Annotated in this window: 22 protein-coding genes; 7 read left to right on the forward strand and 15 right to left on the reverse strand. The window is 70.6% G+C overall.

The annotated features are described in order from the left end of the window. The 8 genes from G9Q37_RS02595 to G9Q37_RS02630 all read right to left on the reverse strand — a co-directional run bounded on the left by G9Q37_RS02595 (nt 1) and on the right by G9Q37_RS02630 (nt 7474). On the reverse strand, nt 1–1359 hold the full coding sequence (locus tag G9Q37_RS02595; RefSeq protein WP_166224149.1) for a hypothetical protein: 1359 nt from the start codon (nt 1357–1359) through the stop codon (nt 1–3). A gap of 76 nt (nt 1360–1435) precedes the next feature. After that, on the reverse strand, nt 1436–1843 hold the full coding sequence (locus G9Q37_RS02600; RefSeq protein ID WP_166222750.1) for a hypothetical protein: 408 nt from the start codon (nt 1841–1843) through the stop codon (nt 1436–1438). A 38-nt stretch (nt 1844–1881) separates the two neighbouring features. Beyond that, the gene (locus G9Q37_RS02605; RefSeq protein ID WP_166224152.1) at nt 1882–2160 is read right to left on the reverse strand and encodes a hypothetical protein; all 279 of its coding nucleotides are present in this window, start codon (nt 2158–2160) and stop codon (nt 1882–1884) included. Nucleotides 2161–2172: 12 nt separating this feature from the next. Then, nucleotides 2173–3225, reverse strand: coding sequence for a glycerophosphodiester phosphodiesterase (locus tag G9Q37_RS02610; RefSeq protein WP_166224155.1), 1053 nt, complete (start codon nt 3223–3225; stop codon nt 2173–2175). A 53-nt stretch (nt 3226–3278) separates the two neighbouring features. Then, nucleotides 3279–4022 (reverse strand): amino acid ABC transporter ATP-binding protein, encoded by a 744-nt coding sequence (locus G9Q37_RS02615; protein ID WP_166224158.1) that lies wholly within the window; start codon nt 4020–4022, stop codon nt 3279–3281. 10 nt (nt 4023–4032) lie between these two features. Further along, nucleotides 4033–5136, reverse strand: a complete 1104-nt coding sequence (locus G9Q37_RS02620; RefSeq protein WP_166224161.1) for an amino acid ABC transporter permease — start codon at nt 5134–5136, stop codon at nt 4033–4035. A 4-nt stretch (nt 5137–5140) separates the two neighbouring features. Next, a complete protein-coding gene (locus G9Q37_RS02625) occupies nt 5141–6313 on the reverse strand; it encodes an amino acid ABC transporter permease (RefSeq protein WP_420810317.1) in 1173 nt (390 codons plus the stop codon). Between the two features lie 123 nt (nt 6314–6436). Further along, nucleotides 6437–7474: an amino acid ABC transporter substrate-binding protein gene (locus tag G9Q37_RS02630; RefSeq protein WP_166224164.1), complete on the reverse strand. Its 1038-nt coding sequence runs from the start codon at nt 7472–7474 to the stop codon at nt 6437–6439. A 350-nt stretch (nt 7475–7824) separates the two neighbouring features. Here G9Q37_RS02630 and G9Q37_RS02635 point away from each other — a divergent pair, with 350 nt between their 5' ends. The 3 genes from G9Q37_RS02635 (at nt 7825) to G9Q37_RS02645 (ending at nt 10273) form a co-directional block, all read left to right on the forward strand. Continuing rightward, the gene (locus tag G9Q37_RS02635) at nt 7825–9546 is read left to right on the forward strand and encodes a long-chain fatty acid--CoA ligase (RefSeq protein ID WP_166224167.1); all 1722 of its coding nucleotides are present in this window, start codon (nt 7825–7827) and stop codon (nt 9544–9546) included. Nucleotides 9547–9561: 15 nt separating this feature from the next. After that, nucleotides 9562–9816: a hypothetical protein gene (locus G9Q37_RS02640; protein ID WP_166224170.1), complete on the forward strand. Its 255-nt coding sequence runs from the start codon at nt 9562–9564 to the stop codon at nt 9814–9816. Between the two features lie 97 nt (nt 9817–9913). Beyond that, entirely contained in the window at nt 9914–10273 is a 360-nt protein-coding gene (locus G9Q37_RS02645; RefSeq protein ID WP_166224173.1) for a hypothetical protein, read from the forward strand. Here G9Q37_RS02645 and G9Q37_RS02650 read toward each other — a convergent pair. After that, entirely contained in the window at nt 10261–11070 is an 810-nt protein-coding gene (locus G9Q37_RS02650; RefSeq protein WP_166224176.1) for a DUF2189 domain-containing protein, read from the reverse strand. The genes G9Q37_RS02645 and G9Q37_RS02650 overlap by 13 nt on opposite strands. An 85-nt stretch (nt 11071–11155) precedes the next feature. Here G9Q37_RS02650 and G9Q37_RS02655 point away from each other — a divergent pair, with 85 nt between their 5' ends. Further along, on the forward strand, nt 11156–11899 hold the full coding sequence (locus tag G9Q37_RS02655) for a 2OG-Fe dioxygenase family protein (protein ID WP_166224179.1): 744 nt from the start codon (nt 11156–11158) through the stop codon (nt 11897–11899). 4 nt (nt 11900–11903) lie between these two features. Further along, complete coding sequence (locus G9Q37_RS02660; RefSeq protein WP_166224181.1) at nt 11904–12311, forward strand: YkvA family protein; 408 nt, start codon at nt 11904–11906, stop codon at nt 12309–12311. A gap of 10 nt (nt 12312–12321) precedes the next feature. Here the strand turns inward: G9Q37_RS02660 and G9Q37_RS02665 are convergent, their stop codons facing one another. The 3 genes from G9Q37_RS02665 to G9Q37_RS02675 are packed head-to-tail and all read right to left on the reverse strand — an operon-like array spanning nt 12322 to nt 13497. Further along, nucleotides 12322–12639, reverse strand: coding sequence for a hypothetical protein (locus G9Q37_RS02665; protein WP_166224184.1), 318 nt, complete (start codon nt 12637–12639; stop codon nt 12322–12324). After that, the gene (locus G9Q37_RS02670; RefSeq protein ID WP_166224187.1) at nt 12626–12919 is read right to left on the reverse strand and encodes a BrnT family toxin; all 294 of its coding nucleotides are present in this window, start codon (nt 12917–12919) and stop codon (nt 12626–12628) included. The genes G9Q37_RS02665 and G9Q37_RS02670 overlap by 14 nt, the downstream gene beginning before the upstream one ends. Before the next feature lie 50 nt (nt 12920–12969). Beyond that, entirely contained in the window at nt 12970–13497 is a 528-nt protein-coding gene (locus G9Q37_RS02675; protein ID WP_166224190.1) for a cupin domain-containing protein, read from the reverse strand. Between the two features lie 94 nt (nt 13498–13591). On the opposite strand from G9Q37_RS02675, the gene G9Q37_RS02680 reads away from it, so the two are divergent. After that, entirely contained in the window at nt 13592–14167 is a 576-nt protein-coding gene (locus tag G9Q37_RS02680) for a DUF2889 domain-containing protein (protein WP_166224193.1), read from the forward strand. A 108-nt stretch (nt 14168–14275) separates the two neighbouring features. After that, nucleotides 14276–15178 carry a c-type cytochrome gene (locus tag G9Q37_RS02685; protein WP_166224196.1) on the forward strand — a complete coding sequence of 301 codons (903 nt, stop codon included), beginning with the start codon at nt 14276–14278 and terminating at the stop codon, nt 15176–15178. Between the two features lie 39 nt (nt 15179–15217). Here G9Q37_RS02685 and G9Q37_RS02690 read toward each other — a convergent pair whose 3' ends face one another. The 3 genes from G9Q37_RS02690 to bktB all read right to left on the reverse strand — a co-directional run bounded on the left by G9Q37_RS02690 (nt 15218) and on the right by bktB (nt 18722). Next, nucleotides 15218–16411, reverse strand: a complete 1194-nt coding sequence (locus G9Q37_RS02690) for a serine hydrolase domain-containing protein (RefSeq protein ID WP_166224199.1) — start codon at nt 16409–16411, stop codon at nt 15218–15220. Continuing rightward, entirely contained in the window at nt 16408–17430 is a 1023-nt protein-coding gene (locus G9Q37_RS02695; RefSeq protein WP_166230879.1) for a methionine synthase, read from the reverse strand. The genes G9Q37_RS02690 and G9Q37_RS02695 overlap by 4 nt, the downstream gene beginning before the upstream one ends. Before the next feature lie 107 nt (nt 17431–17537). Further along, nucleotides 17538–18722 (reverse strand): beta-ketothiolase BktB, encoded by a 1185-nt coding sequence (gene bktB, locus G9Q37_RS02700; RefSeq protein WP_166224202.1) that lies wholly within the window; start codon nt 18720–18722, stop codon nt 17538–17540. Between the last annotated feature and the right edge of the window lie 36 nt (nt 18723–18758).

Here is an 18758-nt window from a genome sequence, read left to right on the forward strand (position 1 = left end):
TCAGTGGCCTCCGGCGTCGGGTTGGGCGGCGGCGGCCGCGGGGGCGGCCGTGTCGGGCTGGTAGGGCGCGCCCGCGAGCAGGGCCTGCCAGCTCGCCTGCGCGCGCCACCAGGCGGCGCGCGCCTGTTGCGCGGAGTCGAGCGCGTCCAGGCGCTGGCGCGCGCTGGCCAGCAATTGCCAGGTGCTGTCGAACATGCCGTTGTAGCGCAGCTGGCCTTCCTGCTGCTGCGCGTCGGCCAGGCCCGCGATGTGGCGCTCGGCGTGTTGCGCGAACGCATGGCTCGCCTGCAGCCGGGCCCAGGCGCTGCGCGCCATGGCACGGCGTTCGCTGGCGCGCGCGAGCAGGCGGGCGCGCTGTTCTTCGGCTTCCTGCAGGCGGGCATCGCGCAGCAGGCCGAGCTGGTCGATGTGCGGCGGCATGGCCGGGCCCTGGCCGGGCTCGGGCAGGGCCTGCAGCGCGGCGTCGCGGGCGCTGTCCCAGGCGCGCCAGCGGCCGTCGGGCAGGGCCGCGAAGGCGCGGCGCGCGGGCTCGCGTTCGAGCGCGAGCAGCGGGTCGGCGCGCAGCACGGCGGCCTCGACGCCGCCGTCGGCGGGCAGTCCGGCATCGGCGCGCTCGGGCAGCGCGGGCAGGCCGGGCGGCAGCCGATCGGCCAGGGCCGACACGGCATCGGCCTGCCACAGGCCCATGAGGCCGGCCAGGCGTTCGATCGCGTCGCGCGCGGCCAGCTCGGCGTCGGCGCTGGCCTGCCAGGCGGCGGCTTCGATGGCCTGCTCCTGCATCAGCCGCGCGGCGGGCCAGTTGCCTACGCGCACCATGCGCCGGCCGAGCTCGCTGCCCTGGCGGCTGGCGTCGAGCACCGCGGCGCGCAGGCGGGCACGCTCGCGCGCCGCCACCGCGGTGATCCAGGCGTGCTGCACCTCGCGCACGTGCTCGGCGTAGGCGATGCGCACCCGCGCCTGTTCCAGCGGGTTCATGCCGGCATGGGTGAAGAGCCCGGGCCGCAGGCGCAGCGAAGCGCGCAGGACCTCGCCCACGCCGAGGGGGGTGGCTGTGGCCGCGCGGGCCGGGGCGGGACGGGTGTCGGCCTGTGCGGCTTCCCAGCGCAGCAGGTCGATGTGGCCGCGCGGGAACTCGGCCACGCGCTGGTTGGCCTCGCGCCAGAGAGCGCGGGCGGCCGCAAGGTCGGCCGGGCCGTCGGGGGTGTCAAGCCGTTGCGCAGGTGGCAGGGCCAGGGTGGATGTGGCCACCGGGGTGTCGGGATCGGCGGCGCGCAGGGCGTCGTCGGGCGGCCCGGCCCAGGCGGGCAGGGCCAGGGTCAGCGCACACCACAGCGGCGCCGAACGGAATCGGGTGTTCATGGGGTCTCCTGAGGGTCGAACCGGCGTTCGCCCGGCGCCGGACGGCGTCGAGCGGACGCACCAAGGGTGCGAAACCTCAGGCGATGGGCGGCTTGGTGGGCTGGCGCGGGGCCAGGCTGGCGAAACGCTGCTGGCGCTCGACCCGTGGCGCGTGCTCGATGGCGGTGACCACGACTGCGGACGCGGGCGGGCTCAGTACCGGGCCGTTGCAGACCTCGCAGAGCAGGTGGGCCTGGGCGCCGGCGGGGCCGTGATCGCTGTCTGCGCGCGCATCGGCCTGGGCCGGCGCGGCGTGCGGGCTGCCGTGGTCGTGGTGACCGTTGTGATCGTGAGGGGGTTGATCGTGGGGCGCGATGACCGCGTCGGCGGCGGCCACCAAGGCCGCGGCGCCGTGGGCCTCGAGCATGGACAGGGCCATGGCGTCACCGACCCAGCCGCGCAGGGGCAGCAGGGCGATGAGCAGGGCGATCCAGACGGCACGCATGGGGCGAATGATAGGCGCAGGGCGGCGAAGTTCCGTGCTCAGGCGGCCGCAGCCAGGCGCCGGCCGGCCTGCTCCAGCCAGCCCTGCAGGTGGGCGTGCAGCTCGCTGTGGCTGAACGAGCAGCTCTCGCCGTCGAACAGCGCGCTCGATTCCAGGCGGTCGAGCAATTGGTGGAGCACTTCGGTGAAGCGCGGCGGCAGCGCGGCCAGCAGCTCGGTCTGCGCGCGCAGGCGTTCGGCGGCCTCGTGGGGGCGCAGGCGCTCGGCCTGCAGCGCTTGCAGGGTGTCTCGCGCGGCGTGCAGTCGGGGGTCGTCCATGGGGCGCGGGGCTCAGTGGGTGGTTGCGGTGCGCACGGCTTGCGGGGCCTGGGAGGCCTGGGCCGGCTCCACCGCGGGCGGCAGGGCCAGGCCGCGGCGCATCATCACCGCGCGCAGCCGGTCGGGATGGTCCGTGATGATGCCATCCACGCCCCAGTCGATCAGGCGCTCCATGTCGCTGGTCTCGTTGACCGTCCAGGGAATCACGCGCAGGCCTTCTTCGCGCGCGCGTTCGAGCAGGCGCTGCGAGATGTCGTTGAAGTTCGGCGACCAGAGCCGGCCGCCGGCCGCGGCCACCATGGCGGGCGCGTCCTTGTGGCGCGCGATCTGGGCCCCGGCCGACCAGACCCCGCTTTCAAGGTTGTTCGAGCGCGGCCGCTGGATGGTGAGAAAAGACAGCGGCATCTCGGGCGCCAGGCGCTGGGCGGCCTTGAGCACGCTCCAGTCGAAGCTCTGCAGCGTGCTGCGCCCGGCCATGCCGTGCGCCTGGATCACCGCCATCACCGCCTGCACGAAGGCCTCGGGCGCAGGCGATTCGTGCGGCCGCTCGGGGTTGCGCTTGAGCTCGATGCTGAAGCGCACGTGATCGGCGCGCAGCTTGCGGACCAGCTCGAACAGCGATGCGAGCGTGGGGATGCGCTCGCCGTCCACGGCCTGCTGCTGCGGGAAGTCGCGCGCGTAGCGGCTCGAGGGCACGATGCGGCCGACGTCGAACTCGGCGATCTGCGCGAGCGTGAGCGTGTTGAAGGGCTGGCCGCGCGACTGCAGCCAGCGGCCGCTGGCGTCGCGCGTGATGTCGGGGTTGGGCGTGGTGTCGTGCGAGATCACGGGCACGCCTTCGGCGCTGAGCACCACGTCGAGCTCGAGCGTGCTGACGCCGATGGCCAGCGCGCGCTCGAAGCCCGCGAGCGTGTTTTCAGGGGCGAGTGCGCGGGCGCCGCGGTGGCCTTGCAGGTCGAAGGCCAGGGCGGCGCCGGCACACCACAGCGACAGGCCCAGGGCGGTGGTGCAGCCCCAGCGCAGCCAGGTGAGGCGGCGCGCGGGTGCGGGTTCCAGCGTTGGCATGGCGGTCTCCTTGATGCGCGGGCATTGTGCGCCCGCGCGGTGACCGTCTCAAGTCAATGCCCGAGGATCTTCGACAGGAAGTCCTTGCTGCGCTCGTTCTGCGGGTTGTTGAAGAAGGCCTCGGGCGTGTTCTGCTCGACGATCTGTCCCTGGTCCATGAAGATCACGCGGTCGGCCACGGCCTTGGCGAAACCCATCTCGTGCGTCACGCACAGCATGGTGATGCCCTGGTTGGCGAGCTCGATCATCACGTCGAGCACCTCCTTGATCATCTCGGGGTCGAGCGCGGAGGTGGGCTCGTCGAACAGCATGATCTTGGGCGTGAGGCACAGCGCGCGCGCGATAGCCACGCGCTGCTGCTGACCGCCCGAGAGCTGCAGCGGGTACTTCTGCGCCTGCTCGGCGATGCGCACGCGCTTCAACTGCTGCATGGCGCGTTCTTCGGCTTCCTTCTTGGGCATCTTGCCCACCCACATCGGCGAGAGCGTGAGGTTCTCGAGCACCGTGAGGTGGGGGAACAGGTTGAACTGCTGGAACACCATGCCCACGTTCTTGCGCACCTGGTCGATGGCCTTGATGTTGTCGGTGAGTTCCACGCCGTCGACCGTGAGCGTGCCCTGCTGGTGCTCCTCGAGCCGGTTGATGCAACGGATCAGCGTGGACTTGCCCGAGCCCGAGGGGCCGCAGATCACGATGCGCTCGCCCTTGGCGACCGAGAGGTCGATGTCGCGCAGCACGTGAAAGTCGTTGCCGTACCACTTGTTGACTTTGTCGAATCGGATGATGGGATCGCTCATGTTCTGTCTTTCAACGCGCCTTGCTGGCGGCCAGTTGTTTTTCGACCCACAGGCTGTAGCGCGACATGGCGAAGCAGCCCGAGAAATAGATGAGGGTGATGAAGAAGTAGGCCTCGAGCTTGAACGGGCGCCACTGCACGTCGGAGTTCAGGGCCAGGGCCAGCGCCCCCGTGAGCTCGTAGAGCGACACGATGGTGACCAGGGAGGTGTCCTTGAACAGCGAGATGAAGGTGTTCATGATGCTCGGCACCACCATGGACAGCGCCTGCGGCAGCACGATGAGCCGCTGCGTCTGCCAGTAGCCCAGGCCGAGCGAGTCGGCCGCCTCGAACTGGCCCTTGGGCACGGCCTGCAGGCCGCCGCGCACCGTCTCGGCCATGTAGGCCGCGATGAACAGCGTGAGGCCCGCGATCACGCGCACCAGCACGTCGACCGTGACGCCCTGCGGCACGAACAGCGGGAACATGAACGAGGCCATGAACAGCACCGAGATCAGCGGCACGCCGCGCACCAGCTCCACGTAGAGCACGCAGATGGTGCGGATGGCAGGCAGCTTGGCGCGCCGCCCCAGGGCCACCACCACGGCGAGCGGGAAGGCCAGGAACAGCGAGATCACCGACAGCATGATGGTCAGCGGAAAGCCGCCCCAGAGCTCGGTGCGCACCGGTGACAGGCCCAGCACGCCACCGCCCATGAGCGTGAAGAACAGCGCGAGGATGGCGATCCACAGCGCGATCAGCCAGCGCTTCCAGAAGGCGCGCATGCAGCTCACGACCAGGCCGCCGATGACGAGCAGCGTGGCCACGAGCGGTCGCCATTGTTCGTCGAAGGGGTAGCGGCCGAACAGGATGATGCGGTACTTCTCGGCCACCACGCCCCAGCACGCGCCCACGCCGCGCGCGGCCTGGCAGGCGTCGGCGTCGGGTCGGAACACGGCGCCCGCGATGATCCAGCGCCACAGGCCGGGCAGGGCCCAGACCAGCAGCAATGCGATGAACAGCGTGGTGGCGGTGGAGCGCCAGTCGGCGAAGAGGTTGCGTCGGGCCCAGGCCACGGGGCCCGACTGGCGCACCGGCGACGGCCGCGGCGCGATGGGTTGGAACTGTGCGCTCATGGGATCAGCGTTCCTTGATCGCCATGCGGCGGTTGTAGGCGTTCATCACCAGCGAGGTCGTGAGCGAGGTGCTCAGGTAGACCAGCATGATGATCGCGATGCATTCGACGGCGCGCCCGCTCTGGTTGATGGTGGTGTTGGCGATCGAGACCACGTCGGGGTAGCCGACCACCACCGCGAGCGAGGAGTTCTTGGTGAGGTTCAGGTACTGGTTGGTGAGCGGCGGGATGATCACGCGCATGGCCTGCGGCAGCACCACGAGCTTCATCTTCTGCCGCGGGTTCAGGCCCAGCGCGGAAGCGGCCTCGTCCTGCCCGCGGCTGACCGACTGGATGCCGCCGCGCACCACCTCGGCCACGAAGGACGCGGTGTACATGGTGAGCCCGATCAGCAGGGCCATGAACTCGGGCGTGAGCGCCATGCCGCCGTCGACCATGAAGGCCAGTTGCTCGGGCACGCTCCAGGCGCGTGGCATGCCGGCCACGACCCAGCCCACCAGGGCAAAGGCCACCAGCATGGCCAGCGGCGCCCAGAAGCGGTCGCCATCCTGGCCCGTGGCCTCGAAGCGCTTCTGCACGCGGCGGCGCCAGAACACGCCGGCCACCGCACCCACCGCGAGCCCGCCGAGCACCGCGCCCACCCCCGTGGTGGGCCAGGGAAACGACAGGCCGCCCTTGCTCAGGAACACCAGGCCACCGAAGGCCCAGGCCTCGTTGGCCGCGGGCAGCAGTTCGATGAACACCAGGTACCACATGAGCAGCTGCAGCAGCAGCGGCACGTTGCGGAAGGCTTCCACGTAGCCGTAACAGAGGCCGCGCACCAGCGCGTTGCGCGAGAACCGGCCCACGCCCAGCATGACGCCCAGGACCGTGGTGAGCACGATGCCCGCGATGGCCACCTTCACGGTGTTGAGCACGCCGACCCAGATCGCCTTGCCGTAGCTCTGGCTGGGGTCGTAGTCGATCAGTTTTTCGCCGATGTCGAAGCCGGCATTGGCCCCGAGGAAATCGAAGCCGCTCTGGATGCCGCGCGCGCGCATGTTGAGCTGCGTGTTGTGCGCGAGGTACCACAGGCCGAGCGCGAGCAGCGCCAGCGCGATGACCTGGTAGATCACGCCGCGCGTGGCGCGGCTGTTGAGCGACCAGCGTCGGGAATGGGGAGGGGGGGATGCGGGGATGGTCAAGATGGACCTCGCCGTTGAAGGGCGGACACGAAAGGCGTCCGCCACGGCCAGCGCCGCCGCGAACGCACCGGAGAAGGCGGGTGAGGCCGCCGCGGCGGCCTCACCCGCAGGTGGCGCTCAGCGGATCGGCGGGGCGTAGAGCACGCCGCCCTTGGTCCAGAGGTTGTTGACGCCGCGCGGCAGCTGGATCGGCGTCTTGGGGCCGACGTGGCGCTCGAACTGCTCGCCGTAGTTGCCCACGGCCTTGATGGCGCGGTACGCCCATTCCTTGTCGAGACCCAGCAGCTTGCCGGTGTCTTCGTTGCCCATGCCCAGGATGCGCATCACTGAGGGGTTGGTGCTCGAGCTCTTGAGCTGGTCGACGTTGGCCTGCGTGATGCCGTATTCCTCGGCTTCGATCAGCGCGAAGCCCACCCAGCGCACGATGGCGGCGAAGTCGTCGTCACCGCGGCGCACGGCCGGGCCCAGGGGTTCCTTGGAGATCAGCTCGGGCAGGATCACGTGGTCGTCGGGCACCGCCATGTCCTTGGCGCGCGACGAGGCCAGGCCCGAGGCGTCGGTGGTGTAGGCCTGGCAGCGGCCCGAGGCGTAGGCGGCCAGCGCGGCTTCGAGTTTCTCGAACACCACGGGCTTGAGGCCCAGGTTGTTGGCGCGCGAGTAGTCGGTCAGGTTGAGCTCGGTGGTGGTGCCCGATTGAACGCAGACGGTGGCGCCCTTGAGCTGCTTGGCGCTGTTGACCTTGAGCTTCTTGGGCACCATGAAGCCCTGGCCGTCGTAGAAGTTCACGCCCGTGAAGGTCAGGCCCAGCGAAGCGTCGCGCGTGAGGGTCCAGGTGGTGTTGCGGGCCAGCAGGTCGATCTCGCCCGACTGCAGGGCCGTGAAGCGCTGCTGCGCCGTGAGCGGCACGTAGCGCACCTTGTCGGCGTTGCCCAGCAGGGCCGCGGCCACCGAGCGGCACACGTCCACGTCCATGCCGCTCCACTTGCCCTGGCTGTCGGCGGCCGAGAAGCCCGGCAGGCCGGTGTTGACCCCGCAGTTGAGTTCGCCGCGCTTCTTGATGGCGTCGACGTCCTTGCCCGCGTGCGCGGGCAGGGCGAGCAGCGTGGCGGCAGCGCACAGCGCCAGTGCGGTCAGCTTCTGGGAGGGGGATTTCATGCGGTCACTCCGGGTAGGGAAAGGGATTTCTCGGGCCACCGCCTCGCACCCGTTCGGTGCGGGAGCGGCTGCGGGGCACTGTAGTCCGCGCCTTTTGGGCGAGGGATCGGGGTTTACGTGGGCGGCTCATGCAAAGCTTTTATCGACTTATCGGCAGGCCGGCCCCGCTCGCCACGGTCGGCGGCATTGTCAGCACGTTCCATGCCATTGCCACCGCGCCGGTCGTGAGGCTTAGGTCGCTGCTGCGACAAACCCCGATGCGGTTTCGCAGCGGGCGACCGTATGCTGCTGTCCAGACGCCTAGGCCTTGTGGCCTGTACACAAGGCGCCACGACAGGAGACAAGCCGCCATGCAAGCCGCCCCGTCCGCGCCCGCGCGCGCCCACCACCGTGTCTGGCCGCGCCGGTTGCCGCACGCGCTGCAACCGCCCGCCACCTCGCTCTGGCACAACCTCGTGGTCAGCGCGCTGCGGTACCCGCACAAGCCCGCGCTGGTGTTCTTCGACCGGCAGACCACCTACGCGGAGCTGCTTGCGCAGGCCGAACGCCTGGCGGCGCACCTGCGCACCCAGGGCGTGCAGGACGGCGACCGCGTGATCGTGTTCATGCAGAACTGCCCGCAGTGGATCGTGGCGTACTACGCCGTGCTGCGCGCCAATGCCGTGGTGGTGCCGGTGAACCCCATGAACAAGGCCGACGAGCTCGGGCACTACATCACCGATCCCGATGCCCGGGTGGCCATCTGCGCCGCCGATCTCGCGGGCGAACTGCTGAAGGCCAACGATGGCGTGCCCGAAGGCGCGCGCCTGCGCCACCTGGTGGTGGCGCACTACGGCGACGCCATGGGGCCCGCGGCCGAGGTTCCGCCGGGCTGGCAGGCCTGGCTGGGCAGCCGCCACGAACGGCCCGTGCTGCCGGGCGGCAGCGTGGCCGACTGGGCCGAGGCCCTGGCCTGCACCGCCCCGCTGCCGGCGCACAACCGCGGTCCCGACGACCTCGCCGTGCTGCCCTACACGAGCGGCACCACGGGCCTGCCCAAGGGCTGCATGCACCCGCACCGCACCCTCATGCACAACGCGGTGGCCGCCAACCTCTGGGGCACCACCTCGCCCGAGACGGTGTCGCTGGTGGTGGTGCCGCTGTTCCACATCACCGGCATGGTGGCGGGCATGCACGCGGGCATCTACAGCAGCTCGACCATGGTGCTGATGCCGCGCTGGGACCGCGAACTGGCCGGGCAGCTCATCTCGCGCTGGCGCGTGACCAATTGGACCAACATCCCCACCATGGTGATCGACCTGCTGGCCAGCCCGCGCTTCGACCAGTACGACCTCTCCAGCCTGGTCTACATCGGCGGCGGCGGCGCGGCCATGCCGCAGGCGGTGGCGCAGCGCCTGCTCGAGCAGTTCGGGCTGCGTTTCGTCGAGGGCTACGGCCTGACCGAAACCGCGGCGCCCTCGCACAACAACCCGCCCGACCACCCCAAGCAGCAGTGCCTGGGCATTCCCTTCATGAGCTGCGATGCGCGCGTCGTCGACCCCGACACGCTGCAGGAAATGCCGCCCGGCGAGGCGGGCGAGATCATCATCCACGGCCCCATGGTGTTCGATGGCTACTGGAAGCGCCCCGACGCCACGGCCGCGGCCTTCATCACCTTCGAGGGCAAGCGCTTCTTCCGCTCGGGCGACCTGGGGCGCGTCGACGAGGACGGCTACTTCTTCATCACCGACCGCCTCAAGCGCATGATCAACGCCAGTGGCTTCAAGGTCTGGCCGGCCGAGGTCGAGGCGCTGATGTTCAAGCACCCCGCGATCGCCGAGGCCTGCGTGATCGCCACGCAGGACGCCTACCGCGGCGAGAGCGTGAAGGCCGTGGTGGTGCTGCGCGCCGACGCCCGCGGCCGCACCAGCGAGCAGGACATCCTCGACTGGTGCCGCGAGCACATGGCGGTCTACAAGGCGCCGCGCGAGGTGCAGTTCGTGGACGCGCTGCCCAAGAGCGGCAGCGGCAAGGTGATGTGGCGCTGGCTGCAGGAGCAGGAGGCCGCACGCGCCGCGGCGCCCATCGCCTAGGCACAATCGCGGCCCATGCCGTCCCTCGTCCAAGCCATCCGCCGCCTGTGGCAACCGCGCAATGGCCTGTTCTGGCTCATGCTCGGCTTCCAGGTGCTCTCCAGCTTGCTGGTGCTGTTCATCCAGGTTCGGCAACCGCCGCCGGGGCTGCGCCTGGCGCTGGGTCTGCTTGCCCTTACCAACAGTCTGTTGAGCTGGTGGTTGCTCGCGCGCCTGTGGCGCGAAAGCGATCCCGGTCCGACAAAGGCCACGGATGGGGCGAAACGGTGACAACGGCCGTTACAAGTCGACTGTTTTGTGCTGGAATGTCGCCGCGCGTCGGCCCTTGTGTGCCGGACGTCGCTCGCACCGCGCCGTACCCCACAACATGAAGCAGTTCATTTCCACCCTGTTCGACACCGTGGCCCAGCGGCTGCACGGCACGGATTCCCGGCGCGACGACGACCCCTACCGCCTGGCCCGGGTGCGAAAAGCCATGCTGGAGCTGGTGGGTGACGCCAGCAACTGGGAGGCCGAGCAGCTGCGCCACCGCCTGCTGGTGGCCGAGTCGGCGCGGGCCCTGTGGTTCATGCGGCCCGACCTGCTGCACTGGCTGTGCCGCGCCCAGGACGAACGCGCCGCGATGGACCAGGTGATGGCCCTGCAGCCCCTGTTCGAAGGCCTGATCGAGACCTCGCTGCTGTCGTCGACGCGCCGCGACCGGCGCGACCGCTCTTACGGCGCCTGAGCCGGATCGGCCGGCACCGCGCTGCGGTAGGCGTGCCAGCTCGCGTGCCCGAGCACCGGCCCCACCACGAGCAGGCCCGCCATCAGCGGCAGCGCCAGCGCGGCGCCCGTGAGCAGCACGATCAGCGCGCCCCAGGCGAGCATCACGCCCGGGTTCTCGAGGCAGGCGCGGATGCTCGTGAGGCCGGCCGTGATCGCGTCGGTGCCGCGGTCGAGGATCATGGGAATGCTCACCACGCTGGTGACGAAGATCAGGCCCGCGAACACCGCGCCCACCGAGCACCAGGTGATGAGGAATTCGAGGTTCTCGCCCGACAGCAGCTGGCCGAGCAGGCGCTGCGGATCGGGCATGCTGTTGAAGCTCACCGCGAACACCACGAGCGAGGCGCGGCCCCAGAGCATCTCCAGAATCAGCAGCACGCCGCCGAAGATGGCCAGCGTGCCCTTGGACGGCCACCAGGCACCCAGCGAGTCGCCCAGCCGCGGCGTGCCGCCGCGTTGCAGCATGCGGCTGGCGTGGTAGAGCCCCAGGCACAGCAGCGGCCCCACCAGCAGAAAGCCCGCCGACAGGGCCAGCACATAGGCCGGCGCGGCGCGGAACACCCACAGCAGCGCCTGGCCCATGGCCAGGAAGCACGCGCCGTAGAACAGGCCGATGCCGGGGCAGCGCACGAAGTCGGCCCAACCCGCGCGCAACCAGCGCCAGGGGTCGCTGGCGCGCAGCGCGGCCACGCGCGGGCCGATGGCAGCGGGCGCCGGCCCGGGCGGCGGCGGGGTGGGGTCGGTGGCGGCTTTCATGGGCCGATTGGGCCACCGCCGCGCGCGCACGCGGCCAAGGGCTTACCCGGGGAAGGCCTGGGGTCGCCGGCCTACACTTGCCGGCATGTCCGCCGCCGAGTTTTCTCCCCCTTACCTTTCCCCCAACGCCATCGACACCGCGCTGCGCGAGCGCGGCGTGGGCCTGCTCAGCGGTGAAGACACCGCGGCCTGGATCGGCGTGCCGCTGGCTGAGCTCAGGGCGCTCGAACCCCACTGGGACCGCCTGGTGGCCGACGGCTACCTGAAAGACGGCGGCCGCTACCGCCAGCGCCGCCACAGCTGCTTCGTGGTAGACGGCGGGCGGGTGCAGCCGGTGCCGCACCGCGCCCACTGGCAGCCGGTGGAATACAACGCCCTGCACGGCGGCATGCAGCGCTGGTTCGAGCCCATGGAGCCGGCCATGGTGGCCGCGCCCGCCTGGACGCGGCTGCTGCAGCGCCTGGCCGCCTCGGCCGACGCCTTGCGCGGCGCGCAGCCCTGGTACGTCGAGGCCCACCCGTTCCGCATCGACACCACCGACGGCATCGGCCGCCCCACGCCCGAGGGCGCTCACCGCGACGGGGTGGACCTGGTGGCGGTGTTCCTCGTGGGGCGCCACGCCATCAAGGGTGGCGAAAGCCGCGTGTTCGAGGCCAACGGCCCCAGCGGCCAGCGCTTCACGCTGCGCGACCCCTGGTCGCTGCTGCTGATCGACGACCCGCGCGTGATCCACGAGAGCACGCCCATCCAGCCCGAAGACCCCGAGGGCCACGGCTGGCGCGACACGCTGGTGGTGACGCTGCGCGCCGGCGGCTTCCAGGGCGGCTGAGACCATGGGCGCGATCGCGCGCTTGAAGCAGTGGGCGCGCGGCCTCAAGCGCGACGCCATGACCTTGTGGTTCGCCCGCCGCCACCCCCACACGCCCTGGGCGGTGAAGCTGCTGGTGCTGATCGTGGTGGGCTACGCGCTGAGCCCGATCGACCTGATCCCCGATGCGATCCCGGTGCTGGGCCTGCTCGACGATGCCTTGCTGCTGCCATTGCTGATCTGGCTCGCGCTGCGCTTGTTGCCCGCGCACGTGCGCGAGGAAGCGCGGGCCCAGGCCGATGCCTGGCAGGCCGCGGGCGGACTGCGCCCCCGCAGCCGGCTGGGGGCCGCGGTGATCGTGGGACTGTGGGTGCTGGCCTTGGCGGGCCTGGGGTGGCTGGGCTGGCGCGCGTGGAGCGGCGAGGGCGCCTGAGCGGAGCGCCTCAGCCCTTGCGTCGCCGGCCGCCGTAGGCCGGTGGTGCCGGTTCTTCGGTCCGTACTTCGACAAGCCGGCCCGTCGCATATTTGTGCAGCACGCTGGCGATCAGCGTCTGGTAGGGCATGCCTTCTTCCAGCGCCTTGGTCTGTATGTCCTGCAGATCGCCTGACGTCAGGCGAATGTTCACGCGTCGGTCTTTGATGGACGTGGCACGGGCCGCTGCACGCGCCTTGGCCAGTTCGTTGCGCGTGGCCACCGATCTGAGCTGTCCCTTCTCGAAGGCGGCGAGCAAATCCGATTCGTAGGCGTCAAGCTTGGGCATCGTTGGCTCCGGGGGACAGGTAATCGCGCGTGGCTTTTCGGCTGGGGATGATGGTTTTCAGGAAGCTGTGATCGGTGTCTGGCACAAAGGGCACGAGGTGCACATAGCCATCGAGCGCCACAACAAGGATCTTCTGGCCCGGGTACCGCGAGGCGTTGGGATGGACCACGATGTCGAGCAGGCCGCCATTCTCGATGGCCACCACGATGGCCTCGAAAGAGACGCCGCGTTGGGCCAGCAGGGCTGCGCTTTTTTCGGGACTCCACCGAAATGGCTTCATGGCCGCATTCTAGGCATGTGTGCCGTTACGGCACACACCGCCAAGGCGTCTCACACCCCGCCCGTGGGGTGCGTCGGGTCCACCCACAGCACCGTCTCGGGCTTCTCCACCGGCTCGATGTCGAGGTTGACCGCCACCGCCTGGCCGTCGCTGCGGCACAGCACGCATTCGAGCACCTCGTCGGCGCTGGCGTTGATCTCCTGGTGCGGCACGTAGGGCGGCACGTAGATGAAATCGCCCGGGCCGGCCTCGGCGGTGAACTCGAGCTGCTCGCCCCAGCGCATGCGCGCGCGGCCCTTGACCACGTAGATCACGCTCTCGAGGTGGCCGTGGTGGTGGGCGCCGGTCTTGGCGTCGGGGTGGATGGTGACGGTGCCGGCCCAGAGCTTCTGCGCGCCCACGCGCGCGAAGTTGATCGCGGCCTTGCGGTCCATGCCCGGGGTGGAGGGCACGTTGCCGTCGAGCTGGTTGCCGGGCACCACGCGCACGCCGTCGTGCTTCCAGCGCGGCTCGCCAGGGCCATGCTCGTGGTCGTGGGGGTGGGGGTGGGCATCGTCGTGATGGTGCTCGTGGGCCATGGCGCGCTCCTCGGGGATGACGCAAGTGTGCCAGCGGCGCGGGCGCGATGGCCCGACAATCGCGGGTTTTCCCGCAGCCTCACGGAGACCCGCCTTGCCCCTGCCAGACCCCGCGCCGCGAAAGGCCATGCACACCCGCCGCGTCACCTACCAGGGCTTCAAGCGCGAAGACGGCCTGTGGGACATCGAAGGCGAGCTGCACGACAGCAAGCCCTTCGATTTCCACATCAAGGGCGAGCGCGAGTGGAAGGGCGGCGAGCCGGTGCACCACATGCGCATCCGCGTCACCTTCGACGACGCCATGGTGATCCGCGCCATCGACGTCGCCATGGACGCCTTCCCGCACCAGCCCTGCCCGCAGGCGCTGCCGCCCATGCAGCGCATGGTGGGCGAGGTGCTGGGCAAGGGCTGGCGCCACACCATCCAGCGGCACCTGGGCGGTATCGAGGGCTGCACCCACCTGCGCGAGCTGCTGTTCAACCTGGCCACGGCCGCCATGCAGACGCGCGTGGGCTCGTTCTCGCTGGGCAGCGATGGCCGGCCGCCGCCGCACCTGGGCCAGTGCCGCTCGTGGGACTTCGACGGCCCGGTGGTGGAGAAGGTCTACCCCATGTTCTTCCGCTGGCGGCCGCCGGCCCCGCGCGAGCCCGCGGACCAGGGCGCGATCTGAAAAATTGCTTAACCCGGCGCTGCGGGCGCCTTTCTCCCGCCGCCATGGGTTGACGCCGCGCGAGCGGCCGGCGTGCAATCGCTCCACCCGACGAGGAGGGGTGAAAACATGACCAACAACGCAAAACGCACGCGCTGGTGGCGCGTGCTGGGCATCGGCCTGGGCAGCGTGCTGCTGCTGGCGGCCGCGGCCCTGGCCACCGGCCTGTTCCTGGCCGAACGCAAGATGCAACGCCGCGTGGAGTTGCCCGGACTGCAGGCCGTGGCCTACCGAAGCGACGCCGTTGCGCTGGAGCGCGGGCGCTACCTGTACGCCTCGCGCGGCTGCGTGGACTGCCACGGCGCCAACGGCGCCGGCCGCACCTTTGCCGACGAGGGCGGCCTCGTCATCGCCGGCCCCAACATCACCCCCGGCCCGGGCGGTGTGGTGGCGGCCTACCAGCCGATCGACTGGGTGCGCGCCATCCGCCATGGCGTGAGCCCGCAGGGCCGCGCGCTGATGGTGATGCCCAGCGAGGACTACAACCGCTTCACCGACGACGACCTGGCCGCGCTCGTGGCCCACATCCGCGCGCTGCCCCCGCAAAGCGGCCAGGGCGCGGTGGTGAAGCTGCCGCCGCCCGTGAAGGCGCTCTATGGCTTCGGCGCCATCCAGGACGCCGCGGCCAAGATCGACCATTCCCTGCCCCCGCAACAACCCGTGCCCGAGGGCGTGACGCTCGAACACGGGCGCTACGTGGCCAACATGTGCATCGGCTGCCACGGTGCCTCGCTGGCCGGCGGCAAGATCCCCGGCGGCCCGCCCGACTGGCCCCCGGCCTCGCGGCTCAAGCCGGGCGAGGGCAGCGTGATGGGCCGCTACCCGAACGCCGAGGCGCTGATCGCGCTGTTTCGCAGCGGCCAGCGGCCCGACGGCACGGCGGTGAAGGTGATGCCCTTCGAGTCGCTGCGCGCCATGAGCGAGACCGACCTGAGGGCGCTGCACCTGTACCTGAAGGGCCTGCCCGGCTGAGCGCGCGAAGCGGGCCCGCTGGTGGCAGGCCGGCCCGCTTCAGGCCACCACGGCCCCGTACACCAGGCCGCGCATTGCCCCCCGGTAGTGCACGCGCTGATTCGGCGCCTGCGCCATGAAGACCGCGAACAGGTCGAGCGCCGGATCGACGAAGAAGTGCGTGCCGCCGATGCCGCTCCAGTGGTAGGTGCCCACCGAACCGTGCACCGCCGCCTCGCCCGCCGCGGTGCGCACCGCAAAGCCCAGGCCGAAGCCGTGGCCCGGGGGCAGCAGCGGGTTGTCGGCGTGGGGCACGCTCGCGCCGAGGTGGTCGGCCGTCATGAGCGCCAGGGTGTGCGGCGACACGAGGCGCACGCCACCGAGTTCGCCGCCGTTCAACAGGCATTGCAGAAAGCGCGCGTAGTCGTGCGCGGTGGACATGAGCCCACCGCCGCCCATTTCGAGCCGGGGCACTTCGCGCGGGTCGTGCATGGGCATCTGCACGCCGCCGTCGGGGTCGTGCCCGAAGGCTTCGGCGATGCGGTGGTGCCGATCGGGCGGCACGTGAAAGGCCGTGTCGTGCATGCCCAGCGGGTGCAGCAGGGTTTCGCGCAGGTGCTCGCCCAGGCCCTGGCCCGTGACCACCTCGATCACGCGGCCCAGCACGTCGGTGGCGCGGCTGTAGGCCCAGGCGCTGCCGGGCTGGTGGGCCAGGGGCAGGGCGGCCAGGCGTTCGCAGAGTTCGGCGTTGGTCTGGTCGCGCCGGCCCAGGCCGGCCTGGGCGTAGAGCGCGTTCACATGCCCGTTGCCGGTGAACTCGTAGGTAAGGCCGGCGGTGTGGCGCAGCAGGTCCTGCACGGTGCTGGGGCGGGTGGCGGCCACCAGGGCCACGCCGTGCGGGCCGGGCACGGCCACCTGCTGGCGCAGGAAGCCGGGGATGTACTGGCCCACGGTGTCGCTCAGCTGCAGGCGGCCCTGTTCCACCAGGCGCATGGCCGCCACCGAGACGATGGGCTTGGTCATGGAGTAGATGCGGTAGATCGCATCGGGGCGCAGGGGCTCGTCGCGCCCGGGGTCGCGGCGGCCCACGCAGGCGTCGAGCACCACCCGGCCGCGCCGCGCGATCAGCAGCTGCGCGCCGGGCAGGCGGCCGCGGTCCACCTCGTGCTGCAGCCAGCGCACGATGTGCTGCGTGCGCTCGGGGCACAGCCCCTGTTCGGCCGGGCTGGCCACGGGCAGGCCGTGGGCGCTCATCGGCCGTAGCGCTCGCGCGCCAGCGCCGCGCCCTTGGCCAGGGCGTCGAGCTTGGCCAGGGCCACCTCGCGGCTCATGGGCGCCAGGCCGCAGTTGGTGCAGGCGATGAGCTTGTCGCGCGGCACGTATTGCAGCGCCTGGCCGATGGTCTCGGCCACCTGCTCGGGCGTTTCCACCGTGTCGCTGGCCACGTCGATCACGCCCACCATCACCTCCTTGCCCTGCAGCAGCGCCATCAGCTCGGGCGGCACGTGCGAGTGGAAGCACTCCAGGCTCACCTGGTCGATGCGGCTCTTCGCGAGCGCGGGGAACACCTGCTCGTACTGGCGCCATTCTTCGCCCAGGGTTTCTTTCCACTTCACGTTGGCTTCAATGCCATAGCCGTAGCAGATGTGCACGGCGGTCTTGCAGCTCAGGCCCTGCGCGGCGCGCTCGAGCGCCTTCACGCCCCAGTCGGCCGCTTCGGCCATGTAGACGTTGAAAGCGGGTTCGTCGAACTGGATGATGTCCACGCCATCGGCCTGCAGGGCCAGGGCTTCCTGGTTGAGCAGTTCGGCGAAGGCCATGGCCATCTTCACCTTGTCGCCGTAGTAACGGTCGGCCACGGTGTCGACGATGGTCATGGGGCCGGGCAGCGTGAACTTGAGCGGCTTCTTCGTGTGCTGGCGCGCGAGCTGCGCCTCGAAGGCGTGCACGCGGCCCTTGAGCTTCAGCGGCGCCACCACCTGCGGCACCATGGCGTCGTAGCGGTTGTTGCGGATGCCCATCTTCACCTTGTTGACGAAGTCGATGCCTTCCACGTGTTCCACGAAGCCGTGCACGAAGTGCTGGCGCGCCTGCTCGCCGTCGCCGATCACGTCGAGGCCGGCGTCTTCCTGCGCCTTGATCCACAGCAGCGTGGCGTCGGCCTTGGCCTGCTGCAGCTCGGCGCCCTCGGCCTTCCACTGCGGCCAGAGTTTCTGCGTTTCGGCGAGCCAGGCGGGTTTGGGCAGGCTGCCGGCGATGGCGGTGGTGAACAGCATCTTGTCTCCTGATTTCCTGTCGAGAGGTGCCGCGGAACCGGCTTTGCCGGGCCGCTGGCGCCGCCCCCTGGAGGGGGTCGCGCGCAGCGCGGCGGGGGTGCGCGTCACGCGCGCTCGAATACCGCGGCAATGCCCTGGCCGCCGCCGATGCACATGGTGACCAGCGCGTAGCGCCCGCCGGTGCGCTGCAGCTCGTGCACCGCCTTCACGGTGATCAGCGCGCCGGTGGCGCCGATGGGGTGGCCGAGCGAAATGCCCGAGCCGTTGGGGTTGACCTTGGCGGGGTCGAGGCCGAGGTCGCGGATCACCGCGCAGGCCTGGGCCGCGAAGGCCTCGTTGGCCTCGACCACGTCGATGTCCTTGATGCCCAGCCCGGTTTTCTTGAGCACGGCCTGCGTGGCCGGCACCGGGCCGATGCCCATGTACTTCGGGTCCACGCCCGCGTGTGCGTAACCCACCAGCCGCGCCAGCGGCTTGAGGCCGCGCGCCTTCACCTCGGCGCCGTTCATGAGCACCACGGCCGCGGCGGCGTCGTTCAGGCCCGACGCATTGCCCGCGGTGACGGTTCCGTTCTCTTTCACGAACACCGGCTTGAGCTTGGCCATGTCTTCGAGCGTGGCGTTGGCGCGGAAGTGCTCGTCGGTGTCGAAGGCGACCTCGCCCTTGCGGGTCTTGAGCTTCACGGGAACGATCTGGTCCTTGAAGTACCCGGCCTCGGTGGCGCGCTGGGCGCGGTTGTGGCTCTCGACCGCGAGCTTGTCCTGCTCGTCGCGGGCAATGCCCCACTTGGCCGCGATGTTCTCGGCCGTGACGCCCATGTGGATGGTGTGGAAGGGGTCGTGCAGCGCGCCGACCATCATGTCCACGAGCTGGGTGTCGCCCATGCGCGCGCCCCAGCGCGTGTTCAGGCTGGCATAGGGCGCGCGGCTCATGCTCTCGGCGCCGGCGCCGATGGCGATCTTCGCGTCGCCCAGCAGAATGCTCTGCGCCGCCGACACGATGGCCTGCAGGCCCGAGCCGCACAGGCGGTTCACGTTGAAGGCCGGCGTGCCTTGTGCGCAGCCGCCGTCGAGCGCGGCCACGCGCGAGAGGTACATGTCGCGCGGCTCGGTGTTGACCACGTGGCCGAACACCACGTGGCCCACGTCGTCGCCGCTCACCTGGGCGCGCGCGAGCGATTCGCGCACCACGAGCGCGCCGAGCGCGGTGGGCGGGCTGTCTTTGAGGCTGCCGCCGAAGGTGCCGATGGCGGTGCGCACGGCGCTGACGACGAAGACGTCTGTGGACATGTCGGTTTTCTCCAGGGAATCGATCGGGGAAGGGGA

This window comes from Hydrogenophaga crocea, from assembly GCF_011388215.1.
GTDB lineage: Bacteria > Pseudomonadota > Gammaproteobacteria > Burkholderiales > Burkholderiaceae_C > Hydrogenophaga > Hydrogenophaga crocea.

Excerpts from the sequence above, each read along its gene's own strand:
- G9Q37_RS02645 (WP_166224173.1), top strand. The coding sequence starts at position 9,914 with ATGAAGCAGTTCATTTCCACCCTGTTCGACACCGTGGCCCAGCGGCTG.
- G9Q37_RS02660 (WP_166224181.1), top strand. The coding sequence starts at position 11,904 with ATGGGCGCGATCGCGCGCTTGAAGCAGTGGGCGCGCGGCCTCAAGCGC.
- G9Q37_RS02610 (WP_166224155.1), bottom strand. The coding sequence starts at position 3,225 with ATGCCAACGCTGGAACCCGCACCCGCGCGCCGCCTCACCTGGCTGCGC.
- bktB (WP_166224202.1), bottom strand. The coding sequence starts at position 18,722 with ATGTCCACAGACGTCTTCGTCGTCAGCGCCGTGCGCACCGCCATCGGC.
- G9Q37_RS02635 (WP_166224167.1), top strand. The coding sequence starts at position 7,825 with ATGCAAGCCGCCCCGTCCGCGCCCGCGCGCGCCCACCACCGTGTCTGG.
- G9Q37_RS02595 (WP_166224149.1), bottom strand. The coding sequence starts at position 1,359 with ATGAACACCCGATTCCGTTCGGCGCCGCTGTGGTGTGCGCTGACCCTG.
- G9Q37_RS02690 (WP_166224199.1), bottom strand. The coding sequence starts at position 16,411 with ATGAGCGCCCACGGCCTGCCCGTGGCCAGCCCGGCCGAACAGGGGCTG.
- G9Q37_RS02630 (WP_166224164.1), bottom strand. The coding sequence starts at position 7,474 with ATGAAATCCCCCTCCCAGAAGCTGACCGCACTGGCGCTGTGCGCTGCC.
- G9Q37_RS02640 (WP_166224170.1), top strand. The coding sequence starts at position 9,562 with ATGCCGTCCCTCGTCCAAGCCATCCGCCGCCTGTGGCAACCGCGCAAT.
- G9Q37_RS02655 (WP_166224179.1), top strand. The coding sequence starts at position 11,156 with ATGTCCGCCGCCGAGTTTTCTCCCCCTTACCTTTCCCCCAACGCCATC.
- G9Q37_RS02675 (WP_166224190.1), bottom strand. The coding sequence starts at position 13,497 with ATGGCCCACGAGCACCATCACGACGATGCCCACCCCCACCCCCACGAC.
- G9Q37_RS02685 (WP_166224196.1), top strand. The coding sequence starts at position 14,276 with ATGACCAACAACGCAAAACGCACGCGCTGGTGGCGCGTGCTGGGCATC.
- G9Q37_RS02650 (WP_166224176.1), bottom strand. The coding sequence starts at position 11,070 with ATGAAAGCCGCCACCGACCCCACCCCGCCGCCGCCCGGGCCGGCGCCC.
- G9Q37_RS02670 (WP_166224187.1), bottom strand. The coding sequence starts at position 12,919 with ATGAAGCCATTTCGGTGGAGTCCCGAAAAAAGCGCAGCCCTGCTGGCC.
- G9Q37_RS02605 (WP_166224152.1), bottom strand. The coding sequence starts at position 2,160 with ATGGACGACCCCCGACTGCACGCCGCGCGAGACACCCTGCAAGCGCTG.
- G9Q37_RS02665 (WP_166224184.1), bottom strand. The coding sequence starts at position 12,639 with ATGCCCAAGCTTGACGCCTACGAATCGGATTTGCTCGCCGCCTTCGAG.
- G9Q37_RS02620 (WP_166224161.1), bottom strand. The coding sequence starts at position 5,136 with ATGAGCGCACAGTTCCAACCCATCGCGCCGCGGCCGTCGCCGGTGCGC.
- G9Q37_RS02600 (WP_166222750.1), bottom strand. The coding sequence starts at position 1,843 with ATGCGTGCCGTCTGGATCGCCCTGCTCATCGCCCTGCTGCCCCTGCGC.
- G9Q37_RS02615 (WP_166224158.1), bottom strand. The coding sequence starts at position 4,022 with ATGAGCGATCCCATCATCCGATTCGACAAAGTCAACAAGTGGTACGGC.